This window comes from Pseudomonas sp. LARHCG127 (genome assembly GCF_052871455.1).
Window position 1 is genome coordinate 183,384 of record NZ_JBIXJT010000002.1, and the last position, 13,831, is coordinate 197,214.

14 protein-coding genes are annotated in these 13,831 nt (G+C 62.1%); 6 read left to right on the plus strand and 8 right to left on the minus strand.

What is annotated here, in order from left to right; genetic code table 11:
• Positions 1–97: 97 nt before the first annotated feature.
• Together ACIPQ1_RS04270 and ACIPQ1_RS04275 are read right to left on the minus strand one after the other, a co-directional pair.
• The gene (locus ACIPQ1_RS04270) at positions 98–553 is read right to left on the minus strand and encodes a YaiI/YqxD family protein (protein ID WP_446533647.1); all 456 of its coding nucleotides are present in this window, start codon (positions 551–553) and stop codon (positions 98–100) included.
• Positions 554–663: 110 nt separating this feature from the next.
• Complete coding sequence (locus ACIPQ1_RS04275; RefSeq protein ID WP_446533648.1) at positions 664–2,562, minus strand: FTR1 family protein; 1,899 nt, start codon at positions 2,560–2,562, stop codon at positions 664–666.
• A gap of 315 nt (positions 2,563–2,877) precedes the next feature.
• On the opposite strand from ACIPQ1_RS04275, the gene ACIPQ1_RS04280 reads away from it, so the two are divergent.
• From ACIPQ1_RS04280 to ACIPQ1_RS04295, 4 genes are all read left to right on the plus strand, one after another.
• The gene (locus ACIPQ1_RS04280; protein WP_446533649.1) at positions 2,878–4,272 is read left to right on the plus strand and encodes a COG3014 family protein; all 1,395 of its coding nucleotides are present in this window, start codon (positions 2,878–2,880) and stop codon (positions 4,270–4,272) included.
• Positions 4,273–4,290: 18 nt separating this feature from the next.
• Positions 4,291–4,662: a YcfL family protein gene (locus tag ACIPQ1_RS04285; protein ID WP_186706841.1), complete on the plus strand. Its 372-nt coding sequence runs from the start codon at positions 4,291–4,293 to the stop codon at positions 4,660–4,662.
• 206 nt (positions 4,663–4,868) lie between these two features.
• On the plus strand, positions 4,869–5,456 hold the full coding sequence (gene lpoB / locus ACIPQ1_RS04290) for a penicillin-binding protein activator LpoB (protein ID WP_053126460.1): 588 nt from the start codon (positions 4,869–4,871) through the stop codon (positions 5,454–5,456).
• A 3-nt stretch (positions 5,457–5,459) separates the two neighbouring features.
• Positions 5,460–6,203, plus strand: coding sequence for a penicillin-binding protein activator LpoB (locus tag ACIPQ1_RS04295; protein ID WP_250966054.1), 744 nt, complete (start codon positions 5,460–5,462; stop codon positions 6,201–6,203).
• Between the two features lie 239 nt (positions 6,204–6,442).
• On the opposite strand, the gene ACIPQ1_RS04300 is transcribed toward ACIPQ1_RS04295, so the two are convergent.
• The 3 genes from ACIPQ1_RS04300 to ACIPQ1_RS04310 all read right to left on the minus strand — a co-directional run bounded on the left by ACIPQ1_RS04300 (position 6,443) and on the right by ACIPQ1_RS04310 (position 9,711).
• Positions 6,443–7,075 (minus strand): LysE family transporter, encoded by a 633-nt coding sequence (locus tag ACIPQ1_RS04300; protein WP_434573634.1) that lies wholly within the window; start codon positions 7,073–7,075, stop codon positions 6,443–6,445.
• Positions 7,076–7,219: 144 nt separating this feature from the next.
• On the minus strand, positions 7,220–7,801 hold the full coding sequence (locus tag ACIPQ1_RS04305; protein ID WP_186706844.1) for a mechanosensitive ion channel family protein: 582 nt from the start codon (positions 7,799–7,801) through the stop codon (positions 7,220–7,222).
• Positions 7,801–9,711 carry an ATP-binding cassette domain-containing protein gene (locus ACIPQ1_RS04310; protein ID WP_411385929.1) on the minus strand — a complete coding sequence of 637 codons (1,911 nt, stop codon included), beginning with the start codon at positions 9,709–9,711 and terminating at the stop codon, positions 7,801–7,803. Before ACIPQ1_RS04310 ends, ACIPQ1_RS04305 begins: the two co-directional genes overlap by 1 nt.
• Before the next feature lie 50 nt (positions 9,712–9,761).
• On the opposite strand from ACIPQ1_RS04310, the gene ACIPQ1_RS04315 reads away from it, so the two are divergent.
• Positions 9,762–10,226, plus strand: a complete 465-nt coding sequence (locus tag ACIPQ1_RS04315) for a TIGR02444 family protein (RefSeq protein ID WP_411385930.1) — start codon at positions 9,762–9,764, stop codon at positions 10,224–10,226.
• Here ACIPQ1_RS04315 and ACIPQ1_RS04320 read toward each other — a convergent pair.
• The gene (locus ACIPQ1_RS04320; protein ID WP_250964761.1) at positions 10,223–11,395 is read right to left on the minus strand and encodes an AlgP family protein; all 1,173 of its coding nucleotides are present in this window, start codon (positions 11,393–11,395) and stop codon (positions 10,223–10,225) included. The genes ACIPQ1_RS04315 and ACIPQ1_RS04320 overlap by 4 nt on opposite strands.
• Positions 11,396–11,586: 191 nt before the next feature.
• Here ACIPQ1_RS04320 and ACIPQ1_RS04325 point away from each other — a divergent pair, with 191 nt between their 5' ends.
• Positions 11,587–12,252 carry an FKBP-type peptidyl-prolyl cis-trans isomerase gene (locus ACIPQ1_RS04325; RefSeq protein WP_250964762.1) on the plus strand — a complete coding sequence of 222 codons (666 nt, stop codon included), beginning with the start codon at positions 11,587–11,589 and terminating at the stop codon, positions 12,250–12,252.
• A gap of 59 nt (positions 12,253–12,311) precedes the next feature.
• Here the strand turns inward: ACIPQ1_RS04325 and rsd are convergent, their stop codons facing one another.
• Together rsd and ACIPQ1_RS04335 are read right to left on the minus strand one after the other, a co-directional pair.
• On the minus strand, positions 12,312–12,770 hold the full coding sequence (rsd, locus tag ACIPQ1_RS04330) for a sigma D regulator (RefSeq protein ID WP_250964763.1): 459 nt from the start codon (positions 12,768–12,770) through the stop codon (positions 12,312–12,314).
• Between the two features lie 175 nt (positions 12,771–12,945).
• Positions 12,946–13,488 (minus strand): disulfide bond formation protein B, encoded by a 543-nt coding sequence (locus tag ACIPQ1_RS04335; protein WP_250964764.1) that lies wholly within the window; start codon positions 13,486–13,488, stop codon positions 12,946–12,948.
• Positions 13,489–13,831 lie beyond the last annotated feature (343 nt).

Below are 13,831 nucleotides of genomic sequence, written 5' to 3' on the forward strand. Positions count from 1 at the left end.
CGTGCTCGCGGCGCTGGCCGCTCTTGCCGTGCCTGTGTTTTGCCCACCCCCCCCCCCCCCCCCCCACCCCCCGCTCCCACAGGGTTATGCACAAGGCTTAAGGTAATCGAGCCAACCGCGTCAGGATCCGATCAAGCGCATTGGCAAACCCTTGCTTATCCCGCTCGCTGTACGCCGCCGGGCCGCCCCCCATATGCCCCTGCTCACGCAAATCGGTGAACAGGTTGCGCACCGCCAGGCGCTCGCCCATGTTTTGCGCATCGAACTCCTTCCCCCGCGGGTCCAGGGCGGCGACGCCCTTCTTTACCAAGCGGTCGGCCAAGGGCACGTCGCTGCAGATCACCAGCTCACCCGGCGCGGCGTGCTCCACCAGGTAGTCGTCCGCCGCGTCAGGGCCGCTGGGCACCACGATCAATTTCACACAGGCCAGGGCCGGCTTGATCTGCGGTTGGCCGGCCACCAGCACCACCTCGAACCGGCGCTTCAAGGCGAACTTGACCACCAGTTCCTTCGCCGCCTTGGGACAGGCGTCGGCGTCGATCCATACGCGCATCGGGGTCTTCCTCTTCTAAATGCATCGCGAGCAAGCTCGCTCCCACAGAGGACAGCCTACATCCTGTGGGAGCGAGCTTGCTCGCGATTATGAGCGCAGCGAATGCTTTTTCAGGAAACCTGCACCCGACGCTTCTCCGCCACCCAACTGCGCCCATACAGCACCACGATCGCCAGGATCGCCACCACTTGGGCGGCCAGCGAATAAGCATCGGCATGAATGCCCAGCCAGTCGAAGTCGAAGAACGCCACGGGATGGGTGCCGAAGATCCCGGCTTCCTGCAACGCCTTCACGCCATGACCGGCGAACACCACCGACAGCGCGCACAACAACGCGGCGTTGATGCTGAAGAACAGCGCCAGCGGCAGTTTCGCCGAGCCGCGCAGGATCACCCAGGCCAACCCCACCAGCAACACCAGCGCGGTCGCGCCGCCGGCCAGCACCGCGTTGTGCCCGGCAGGCCCCGCTTGCAGCCACAGGGTTTCGTAGAACAGGATCACTTCAAACAGTTCGCGATAGACCGAGAAGAACGCCAGGATCGCAAAACCAAAACGACCACCGCCGCCCACCAGGCTGCTCTTGATGTAATCCTGCCAGGCCGCGGCGTGACGACGGTCGTGCATCCAGACGCCCAGCCACAGCACCATCACACTGGCGAACAGCGCCGTCGCGCCTTCGAGCAGCTCGCGCTGGGCACCGCTGACGTCGATCACATAGGCCGCCAGGCCCCAGGTCGCCAGGCCGGCCAGCAGCGCCAGGCCCCAACCGACGTTGACGCTGCGCACCGCCGACTGCTGGCCGGTGTTGCGCAGGAATGCCAGGATTGCCGCCAGCACCAGGATCGCTTCCAACCCTTCACGCAGCAGGATCAGCAACCCGGAGATGTAGCTCAGCGACCAGCTCAAGCCATCGCCGCCCAGCAGGCCGGCGGACTCTTTCAACTTGGCCTTGGCCGCGTCCAGGCGCTGTTCGGCCTGCTCAACCGGCAGACCGTCCTGCAGCGATTGACGGTAGGCCATCAGGGCCTTTTCGGTGTCTTTGCGCACGTTGGCGTCGACGTTGTCCAGCGAGCTTTCCACCAGCTCGAAACCTTCCAGGTAAGCCGCTACCGACAGGTCGTAGGCCTGGTCATGGTCACCGGCGCGATACGCCGCGATGCTTTTGTCCAGGGTGGCGGCCGTGTAGTCGAGCAACTGCGCCGGACCACGTTGCACCTGTGGCGGCTGGGCGCGCTGGGCACGGAATGTCGCCGCCGCCGCCGGGCCTTGCGCGGCGAGGACTTCGCCCGGGGTCTGGCGCGCCAGGTCAGCGAGGTTAAAGACTTGTTCACTTTTGGCCGCGGCCGGGTCGGCGCTGAAGCTGGCGATATAGGTCGCCAAATCCCAACGTTGACGGTCGTCGAGCTGATCGGCGAAAGCCGGCATGTCGGTGCCTTCGATGCCCATGCCGAGGGTGTTATAGATCCCATAGAGGCTCAGGCGATCCAGGCGCTGGGCGTCCCGCAAGTTGGCGGGCGGCGGTTCCAGGCCAACACCGGCAGGACCGTCGCCGGCACCGCTGGCACCGTGGCACACCGAGCAATTCTGCGCATACAACGGCGCACCGCGAATGGGATCGGGAGTGATGACCGGCGCTTGGCTGACTTCATACGCCACCGCCAGCTTGGCCCCCAGCTGCCGCGCCAGACGGGCGACTTCGCCGCCGTCCTGGCGCTGGGTGATCGCCGTGCGCAAGCCGCCGATGCCCTGGACCAACTCGGCCTTTTCCGGTTTGGCCGGCAACCCGACGATCAACCCTTCCAGCGCCTGGGTGAACTCCAACTGCTCGCGGTACTCCGCGTCGTCGATGACCTTGCCCGCCTCGACCGTAGCCGGGTAATCCGCCCCGATGTAATCCAATAAATGCAGCGCCTGGGGGGCACTTTCGAGGGTGTCGGCCAGCAGCGAAGTGCTGCACAGCGCAAGCAATGGCAATACAAGCCAGGCCAGCAAACGGAACGGCGCAGTCATGAATGACTCTCGGTTGGTAATAAGAAGTAACACATTGTTCACTTCCAATGGCTTTGGCTCAAGGGCGCATGTGCCTAGGGAGCCGATTTTCATCGGATTTTCATGCTTTGGAGGTGATGTCACAAAAACAGCATTTCGCAATTGAAAAGCCATTACATAGCCAAGCGCCATGTTTATAATCCCGCGGCCTTCTTATCATTCGATGGCATAAAAGCTCCTCTTTTTATGAGGAACCGACAGCGTTTCGACGCTCGTCCGTGGATCGCTCCAGCCCGGCCCGCACACCCCCGGCTGCTATCAGGGAAGAAAATGTTCATGGCATCCCGTGCCGTTCTTTCGGTCGCCCTCGGCGCGATCACCTTGTTGTCCGGCTGCTCGGCCTTTCGCAATTACGACAGCGAATTGGCCCAGACCAACCAGCAGTTGGCGTCCGGCAACGTCGACGGCGCGTTGACCCTGCTGGAGAAGAACAATTCCAGCCAGGACAAAGACCTGCTGTATTACTTCGAGAAAGGTGAGCTGCTGCGCGCCAAGGGCGATTTGTCCGGCAGCCAGACCGCCTGGAACAGCGCCGATCAGCAGGTTGGCCAGTGGGAAGACGCGGTCAAGCTCGACACAGCCAAGTACCTGGCCCAGTTCGGCAGCTTCCTGGTCAACGATAAAGTCCGCCGCTACGAAGGCTACGATTACGAAAAGGTCATGCTGACCACGCAGATGGCCCTGAATCTGCTGGCAGTGAACGACTTCGACGGCGCCCGGACCCAGATCAAGAAGACCCACGAACGCGAAGCGGTGATCGCCGACCTGCGGGACAAGGAATACCTCAAGCGCGAGGAAGAAGCCGAGAAACAAGGGGTCAAGACCGAATACAAGGACCTCCAGGGTTACCCGGTGGCCAGCCTCGATGCCCCGGAAGTCGTCGGCCTCAAAAACAGCTACCAAAGCGCGTTCAGCCATTACCTGGCCGGTTTCGTCTATGAAGCCCTGGGTGAAAAGGACCTGGCCGCACCGGGTTATCGCAAGGCCGCCGAACTGCGCCCCAACACGCCATTGCTGGAGCAGGCCCTGCGTGACCTGGACAAACCTGCCGCCAAAAGCGATGACAGCGACATCCTGATCGTGGTGCAGAGTGGCCTGGCGCCGTCCCGGGACTCGATCCGCATTCCCCTTCCGCTGCCGATCAGCGGCAACCTGGTCATCACACCGTTGTCGTTCCCGCTGATCAAGCCTGACACCTCCACAGCCACCTTCGGCCAGATCGGTGTCGACGGCCGCCAGTTGGACCTGACCCAGCTCAACAGCACCACCGCCATGTCGCGTCGCGCCCTGCGCGATGACATGCCGGGCATCATCCTGCGCACCACCGTGCGCGCCATCACCCGTGGTGTGGCGCAAAAGCAGATCAACGAAACCAACCCCCTGGCCGGCCTGGCCGTGGGTCTTACCTCGGCGGTACTCGAAGGCGCCGACACCCGGACCTGGCGCACCCTGCCCGACTACACCCAGGTCGTGCGCCTGCGCCTGAAGAAAGGCGAGCACCAGGTCACCCTGCCAAGCGCGGTGGGCGGCTCGATGGTCAAAATCACCGTCGACCAGCGCTACCAGGTCATCACGCTGCGAGCGGTGGGTAACCAAGTGTTCGCCGGCGGCCTGGCGGCCCAGGTGATACCAAGCGCCAATCCGACCGCCATTGCCCTCAAGCAACCTTAAGAACGGAGTCTTGTTCACATGCGTTTAAAACTGATCGCCGTCGGCGCCCTGGCCTTGCTGGCCGGTTGCGCCACCCCGCCGCCACCGGAGCCGGGCAGCGCCGCCAGCAAGGTCGTGGCGATGGGCAAGACCAAGAACATCGTGGTCGGCGCCATGCGCGTGGCCAGGGAAAACGGCTACATGACCGTCAATGTCCAGTTGAGCAATACCAGCTACAACAACAAGACGATGTATTACCGCTTTGCCTGGCTGGGGCCGGAAGGCTTTCCGATCGCCGAAGAAGAAACCTGGAAAAGCCTGACGATGTATGGCGAACAGACCAGTTTCCTGCCGGCCATCGCACCGACACCCAAGGCCGTGGATTTCCGTTTGGAAATCAATACCCCTTGAGCCTGATCCCGGTCGGTCAAGCCAGCACCGGACCTGTGGCGAGGGAGCTTGCTCCCGCTGGGCCGCGAAGCGGCCCCAAGATCTTGCGGTCGCTGCGCACCCGAGCGGGAGCAAGCCCCCTCGCCACAGGGATCGTCGGCACAAGTTCCTTTACCGATCGGCATTGCACCTAAGCCCATATTCATTCAGTTTTCGAGAGCCCCCACATGTTCGTACGCATTTCCTCCCTCGCCCTCGCCGCCCTGCTGGTCAGCGGCTGTGCCAACAACTCGCCGGTCCTGGGCAACAAGAACATCAGCTACGGCGATACCAAGGCCGTGGAAACCGTGACCAACGAGTTCGGCTCCACCGACCTGCAAATGATCGCCGAGTCCATGACCCGCTCCCTGGCCCAGTCCGGCATCCTGCAGGGTCGCCCGGTTGTCCAGGTCTATGACGTGAAGAACAAGACCAGCGAATACATCGACACCCGCGAAATCACCACCAGCATCAAGACCCAGTTGATGAAGACCGGCGCGGCCCGTTTCGCCAGCGACAACACCGCCATGGAAAGCCAGGTCGACCAGCTCAAGCTGCAGAACCAGAGCGGCCTGTACAAGAAAAGCACCGTGGCCAAGACCGGCAACATGATCGCTGCCAAGTACCGCCTCGAGGGCTCCATCAGCTCGATCGTCAAGCGCAGCAGCGACTACAAGGACGTCTTCTACAAATTCAGCCTGCAATTGATCGACGTCGAGAGCGGTCTGGCCGAGTGGATGGACGAAAAAGAAATCCGCAAGACCACGGAGCGCTAAGCCATGCGCACATGGATAGGCATCATGGCCCTGGCCTGCGCATTCAGTGCCCAGGCGGCCCCAAAAGTCGCGGTAACCGACCTGGCGTACCAGGAACGGGTGGAGGAATACATCCACACCGTTTCGGCGCAGAGCAACTTCCAGGCGAACCCCTACAGCGCCAGCGCTTCCTCGAGCTACGACGAGATGGAAGCCACCAGCAGCTACATCGAGCAGGGCGAACTGCGCAAGTTCACCGGCGACATCAAGGGCGAGATCCTGCGCAGCGGCATGTTCCAGCTGACCCAGGGCACGCCCCACACGGCGGCATCCAGTGGCGACGTGTATGACGTGATCAAGCGCATCAAGGCCGGCAACTTCAAGGGTGCCGACTACGTGCTGTTCGGCACCGTGTCGGACATCGATTTCACCCGCGACATCAACGAGCTGGCCCATACCGACAGCTACTCGGCTGTGCTGGCGTTGACCCTGGTGGCGGACTTCAGCCTGATCAACACCAAGACCTACGAGATCACCTCGGCCTTCACGGCCATGGGTGAAGGCCAGGACACCAAGTTGCTGAACCACCGGGACGCACGCATCAGCCTCAACCGTCCGCGGGTGGTACGCGAAGTGTCCAAGGCCCTGGGTGAAGACGTGGCGCGGCAACTGAGCGAACAACTCGGCGGCCCGAGCTACGAGCAACCTGGCGAGCCGGTGCCGCGCAACAACCTGCCCCGGGACACGGCGCCGGTGATCTTGCGCTGAGGCATACCGTCGGGTAGCTGTTTAGCGGCTCTTGTGGCGAGCTAGCTGTTTTGGCTTCTGTGATGAGCTGAATGCTTTTGTGGCGAGGGAGCTTGCTCCCGCTGGGCCGGTCCGACGCTTCGGGCGAAGCGGCCCCAAGATCTTGCGGTCGCTGCGCAACCGAGCGGGAGCAAGCTCCCTCGCCACAAAAGCCCTCTACAAAAGCCAGCCACAAAAGCTACCTCGCCACAGGTTTTGCTTTATGCAGCAGCCTTTCTGATCGTCGCAAGCAAACCCGCCGCGCCAATGAACATACCCGCGAAGGCACGGTTCATCCGCCGCTGTTGTTTCGGTGTACGCAACAGACGCAGGACTTTAGACGCCAACCCGGTGTACCCGGCCATGACGATGAGATCGACGGCGATCATGGTGACGCCCAGGATCAGGTACTGCTGGATCAACGGCGCATGGGGATTGATGAACTGCGGCAACACCGCCAGCATGAACACCAGCGCCTTGGGGTTGCTGACATTGACCAGGAAACCGCGAAACACCAGCGCCAGGGGCTTACCTATGGGCCGTGGGGCCGCGTCGTCGGTCATGTCGCCGGGAATGGCTCGCCACTGCTTGACCCCCAGGTAGACCAGGTAGGCCACGCCGAACCACTTGATGGCATAGAACGCAGTGGCCGACGCCGTGAGGATCGCGCCAACACCGGCGGCAACGACCAGGATTTGCAACGCCAGGCCCAATTGCAGGCCCAAGGCGTTCCAGTAACCGCGCCAAAAGCCATATCGCAGACCGCTGGACATCGATGCAATCGCGCCGGCACCCGGCGAAAGACTGATCACCCAGCACGCAGCGAAAAACGCCAACCATGTTTCCAGCACCATTGCACTCCCCGGCTCGGATTCGTCGAAACGACTAAGCTAATGCGCCGTCACGTGGTTGACCACCGTTTTTTGCGCAAGCCTCAAGCGGGCATGAACCGTGGCGAGGGAGCTTGCTTCCGCTGCGCCGCGTAGCGGCCCTTTGCGTTATTCGACGAAACCGCCCACCGGGAACGCTTCGCTGCCGCGCCAGCGCCGCACCGAGCGCTGGAAGAACAGGCTGTTGGGCACTTGCACCATCGCGCTGCCGGTGCCGAGTTCCTCGGGTTCGATCAGCGTGGTGTACAGCAGATTGATTGCCACCACGCGCCCCTTGATACCGGGCTTGTCGGTGCTATCCACCAACTCGACCACATCGCCCAGGCGAAAGGGTCCGACGGTGTAGATCAAAACGGCGCAGAACAGGTTGGACAGCACGCTCCAGATGGCGAAGAACGCCACCGCTGCCACCGCGACAAAGCCCGACAGCGCCGTCCACAGCACCGTGGCCGAGACACCCAGGCGTTCGAGCACCACCAGCACCGCAGTGCCCATGATCAGCCAGCGCAGCACACCCCGCAGGATAATCACCAGTTGGGGTGGGAGCGGGTAACGCTCACCCAGGCCCGTGAGCGCACGCGCGACGAAGCGCTGCGAGACATAACCGGCCACCAGGATCAGCAGGATTTGCACACCGAGCCAGATCGGCTCGATCCACATGACAGGGACAGGCAACGCCAACGCTTCCATCAGGACAACGCCTCCAGCTCCGCTTGCAGGTTTTCCAGCCATTCCAGCGCTTGCATCCAAGCCTCCTCGAGCTCCGCTTCCCGGACCTTCAGCTTGGCCTGTTCGGCCAGCAGGTCACGCAACTCATCCTTGCGCGCGGCCTCGTAGAGACCACTGTCGCCCAGGCTGGTTTCGATTTTCTGCAATTTTTCATGCAGCTTGCCCAGCTCGGCTTCGAGCTTGTCGGCCTCGCGTTTGTGCGGCGCCAGTTGCTGGCGCAGCGCGGCGGCGGCCTGGCGCTGGGCTTTCTTGTCGGTCTTGTCCGGGTTGACCGGTGTGCTGCTGACCGGCGCGTTACGCTGGCGGTACTCCACCAGCCAACGGGCGTAGTCCTCCAGGTCACCGTCGAACTCCTCGACCTTGCCATCGGCGACCAGGAAGAAGTTATCCGTCGTGCTCTTGAGCAAATGCCGATCGTGGGACACCACCAATACCGCGCCACTGAATTCTTGCAAGGCCATGGTCAGGGCCAGGCGCATTTCCAGGTCCAGGTGGTTGGTCGGTTCGTCGAGCAACAACAGGTTCGGTCGACCCCAGGCGATCAATGCCAGTGCCAGGCGGGCCTTTTCGCCGCCGGAGAAATTCAACACCGGCTCGTCGATGCGCGCCCCGCGGAAATCGAAACCGCCGAGGAAATCGCGCAGGGTCTGCTCACGCTCGGTCGGCGCCAACCGTTGCAGGTGCAACAGCGGGCTGGCCTTGGAATCCAGGGAGTCGAGCTGGTGCTGGGCGAAGTAGCCGACGACGGTGTTTTCACCTCGGGTCAGGCGCCCGGCCAGAGGCTCGAGTTCGCCGGAAAGGTTCTTGATCAGGGTCGACTTACCGGCACCGTTGGGGCCCAGCAGGCCGATCCGCGCACCGGGGGTCAGTTGCAGCTTGACCTTCTCCAGCACGGTCTTGTCGCCGTAGCCCAGGCGTGCGTCAGACAGGTCGATCAACGGGCTGGAGATCTTGGTCGATTCGCGGAAGACAAAATCGAACGGTGAATCGACGTGGGCCGCCGACAGCTCTTCCATCCGCTCCAGTGCCTTGATCCGGCTCTGGGCCTGGCGGGCCTTGGTGGCCTGGGCCTTGAAGCGGGCGATGTAGCTTTCCATGTGCGCACGTTGCGCCTGTTGCTTCTCATAGGCTTGCTGTTGCTGGGCCAGGCGTTCGGCACGGGCGCGCTCGAAGGCGCTGTAGCCGCCACGGTACAAGGTGAGCTTGCGCTGGTCGACATGGGCCACGTGATCCACCACCGCATCGAGGAAATCGCGGTCGTGGGAAATCAGCAGCAGCGTGCCCGGGTAGCTCTTGAGCCAGTCTTCGAGCCAGATGATGGCGTCGAGGTCCAAGTGGTTGGTCGGTTCATCGAGCAGCAGCAGATCCGAAGGGCACATCAACGCCTGCGCCAGGTTCAGGCGCATCCGCCAGCCGCCGGAGAAATCCCCGACCTGGCGGTCCATCTGTTCATTGGTGAAGCCCAGGCCGGCGAGCAATTTACGCGCGCGGGCATCGGCGGTGTAGCCATCGGCACTGTCGAGTTCCGAATGCAGGCGGGCCTGTGCGGCACCGTCGTGGGCCGCTTCGGCCGCCGCCAGGTCACGTTGCACCTGGCGCAGGCGCAGGTCGCCATCGAGCACGTAGTCCACCGCCAGGCGCTCGAGGGTGTCGACCTCCTGGCGCATGTGGGCGATGCGCCAATCGGCCGGCAGCAGGCAATCGCCCGAGTCCGGGTGCAGCTCGCCTCGCAGCAAGGCGAACAGGCTCGATTTGCCGGCACCGTTGGCACCGATGAGGCCGGCTTTGTGGCCGGCGTGCAGGGTCAGCTCGGCGTCTTCTAGCAGACGTTGCGGGCCACGCTGTAAAGTCAGGTTCTGAAGTCGGATCATAATGGCGGCGGAGTCTACCAGCTTCGCTCGCAACTGGCGCGAGTAGCACGATGTCCCCTGACCTGTGGAGTTTTTCCCTCGACCTCTATGCCAAGCCTGGCGTAGAGCCTGCGTGCCTGGCGGCACAAGACGCCGGCGCCAACGTCTGCCTGCTGCTTTGTGGCCTGTGGCTGGCGCAGCGCGGCGTGGCCTGCAATGAACACAGGCTGCAGCGACTTCGACAAATGGCCGAGCCGTGGGAGGCCGAGGTGGTGCGGCCACTGCGTACGCTTCGCAATCAATGGAAAGCCGGAGCCCTCCAGGACGCGGCACTCAATGGCCTGCGCGAACAGGTCAAGCAACTGGAGTTGGCCGCCGAACGGCGATTGTTGGAACGATTGGAAGCGCTGGCCAAGGATTGGCCGAGGGCACAACAGAACGATTCAGCGCAATGGCTGCAAGGGCTGGCGGCGAATGCCGAACCCGCGAGCCGCGACGCGCTGCATCAGCTGCGCGTCGCGGTGTCCGGCACTTAGGAAGCGCTGGTTGGGGTGCTGCTGGCGGTCGGCGCAACGGCAGCTGGGCTGGTCGCCGCGGCCGGCGTGCTGGCGGTTGGCGCAGGTGCCGCGGTCGGAGCCGGAGCCGATGTTGCGGGCTTGGCGGCTGGCGCAGTCGCAGGTTTTGCAGCGGCTGGTTTTTTCACGGCCGGTTTCGCGGCGGGCTTGGCAGCAGCTGGTTTCGCGGCGGCTGGCTTGGCAGCCGTTGGCTTCGCAGCTGCAGGCTTGGCCGCGGCCGGTTTGGCAGCGGGTTTAGCCGCGGCTTTGGCAGCGACTGGCTTGGCAGCGGTTTTTGCAGCGGGCTTGGCCGCAGCCGTTTTGGTTGCCGCAGGCTTCGCTGCCGGTTTGGCAGCAGGCTTGGCGGCAGCCGGTTTTGCAGTGGCTTTTACCGGCGCTTTGGCAGCCGGTTTAGCGGCGGCGGTTTTCGTCGCGGCTGGTTTGGCGGCGGCGGTTTTAGCGGCAGGTTTGGCGACAGCTTTCGCCGCTGGCTTGGCGGCAGGTTTAGCAGCCGCTTTTACAGCGGGCTTGGCAGCGGCAGGTTTAGCGGCCGCCGTTTTTGCAGCGGGCTTGGCAGCCGCCTTGACGACTGGTTTTTTTGCCGCAGGTTTTGCAGCGCTGGCAGCGACGGGTTTGGCAGCCGGCTTGCTGGCGGCTTTGGCGGCAGGCTTGGCAGCGACTTTGGCCGGTGCTTTTGCCACGGCGGGTTTAGCCGCCGGCTTCTTGGCCGATACAGCGGCAGGCTTGGCAGCACGAAGCGACAGCGCCTTGCCCGCGGCTTCTTGCACGCGACCGACGCCCTGGGCCAGTTTCAGGCTTTCCTGGGCATCACGCTTGAGTTGCAGAATGTAGGCGCGGGTTTCGGACTGACGATCCTTCAAGGCATCGAGCAAGTCTTCGAGTTCTTTCACGACGTCTTTAGCCTTGGCTTGGGCCTTGGCCTTGCCAGCGGTGGCTGCGTCTTGCAGTTTGGTGCGCGACTTGTGCAGTTTTTCCTGCGCCTTGCCGCGTTGCTTTTCCAGTTTGGCGAGCAGTTTTTCAGCATCAGCCAGCGCTTGGGAGCAGGCATTTTCCAGATGTTCGAGCAGGCTGCCCGAGAGTTGTTGGAGCAAGTGCAACGGAGTGTTTACAGGCTTCTTGGTGGCCGACATGGTTTACCTCCTGACTGACGTGAGTGCGGCTCATACTAGACCTCTGCTGCAACCGCCGCTAGGGCATGTTGACAGTACACAAGACGTTGCGTTGCAAGGGAGGAAAAATCTTCTGCGCCAGTGCCTTGGCAATCCACCTCTACAGATATCGGCACTGGCATAATTCCTCGATTCGAGGCCGGAGAGCACACATGTCGCGTCACCTGTTTTTACTCCTGTGCATGGCTTGCGCCACGGTCCAGGCCGCTGAAAAAACCAGCGCAAACGATGCCCACGATTTGGCTTACAGCCTGGGCGCCAGCCTCGGCGAACGCCTGCGCCAGGACGTGCCGGACCTGCAGATCAAAGCCTTGGTCGAAGGTTTGCAACAGGCCTACCTGGGCAAGCCGCTGGCTCTCAAGGATGAACGCATCGAACAAATCCTGGCCGAGCACCAGGCGCAACTGAACGCGCCTTCGACAACGCCGCAAACCGAAGCCGCATTGAAAACCGAGCAACAATTTCTCGTCGAAGAAAAGAACCGCCCTGGCGTCCAGCAACTGGCAGACGGCATCCTGCTGACCGAAATCAAGCCAGGCCATGGCGCGAAGGCCGGCCCTCACGGCAAGGTCCAGGTGCTGTACACCGGTCGATTGCCGGACGGCACCGTATTCGACGCCAATCGCCAGGCACAGTGGTTCAACCTCGACAGTGTGATTGACGGTTGGCGCAGTGCGTTGCCGCAAATGCCGGTCGGCGCGAAATGGCGACTGGTGATTCCGTCGTCCCTGGCCTATGGCGCTGAAGGGGCCGGGGATGTGATCCCGCCGTACACGCCATTGGTGTTTGAGATCGAGTTGCTGGGCGCGACGACCTGACGTTTACCCAATAAAAAAACGGTGCGCAATGCGCACCGTTTTTTCATGACCGCGAGCCCTCAGGCCTGGACGGTATCTTCTTCCTTGTGAGCGTTGTGCAGCACTTCGATCAGGCAGTCTTCCAATTCGAAACGCTCGTGCAGCAAGCCGCCCAGCTCCTTGAATTTTTCCGCTACACACTTGCCCTCATCGCACAGGTCGTTGAACGCCAGCAGCTTCTCGGTGATGACATCGATGCGCGGGTAAATCGTCTCGGCCAGTTCCAGGCCGCGCTTGTCGTTGAAGGCCTTGGCCTCGCCCGTCAGTTGTTCATAGATCTCGAAATGACCGGCAGACACATAGTCGACCAGCACACCGCAGAACTCTTGCAAGGGTTTGCGGCTTTCGCCCAGGGCTTCAGGCTTGTCGCCAAGATCATCGTAGGCCCGAATCAGTTCGCGACGCTCTTGCAGCCAGCGATCGATCAACAGATGCACCCCACCCCAGCGTTCCTGAGCATTCTGACAACTTTCGAGCATGGTGATTTCTTCCCTTGTGAGTCATGCCCCTCGCAGCCTGTGCACGCCTGATGAACCAGGGACAAGCCAGACACAACATGATCGAGCGGCACAATTCCAATAACACGTGCGGGCCAGATTATGCCCGCACGACAACGGCTTCAAGGTACGCAGGAGATAAAGTTCATACAAGTGTTTAATCCACGGCCCGGACCAACTGCGACGTCTCGCCGCTGAGCGGTTGTACCAGAGCACTCCAGGCAAGGCGCAGCAGCAGATAGGTCATCACGCTGGACACCGCAAGAAAAAACAACAGGCTCCACTCGGGGATGCTCAGGTCGAACAACGTCCAAGTGATATTCGCGCAGTCAACGGTGCCATCGAGGACACGCTGCAACGCACACCACCACGAATCCATCAGCTTGGGCTGGGCAACACAATCAGCAAACGGCTCGAACGAATGGCTTTGCATCAAGACCTGACGCCAGGCCAGGGTCATTCCCCCCGTCGCAAAAACCAACCCTGCCGTACCGTAGAAGAGCGTGCCTCTTTGACCTGGACCCTGTACGCAGGCCACGAGACTGTTCACCAGGAACAGCATCAGGCACAACCGCTGCAAGACACACAGGCTGCAAGGCGTCAGGCCGACCGAATACTCCAGATACGTGCTGATGCCCAAAGCCAGGGCGGCGGCGATGGAAGCCATGAGAAACAAGAAACGTGAGCTGGCCAAAGACATGGCGATTCCGTAACAGAAGAGACAAGCTGTTACGGTAGAGGAAAGCCCTCGGGCCTTTCAAGGCAGCCCCGCGCAGACACTTCACCAGGAGTGTAGGGAATTCCCAACAGGCCGAGGAGGATACGGCGCGATGAGCTGTAGGACTTTACTGATGGTATGACCAAAGCCCCAAAACCGTATTCGCAACAGCGCATTTAAGGTTCACCAACCCGTGGCGAGGGAGCTTGCTCACTCGTCACGGGTTCTGGGTTGCCTGGGGTGACGTCATCGCGAGCAAGCTCGCTCCCACAGGGGGTTGGCGGTTACCAGGGATCGATGTGGGAGCGAGCTTGCTCGCGATGGC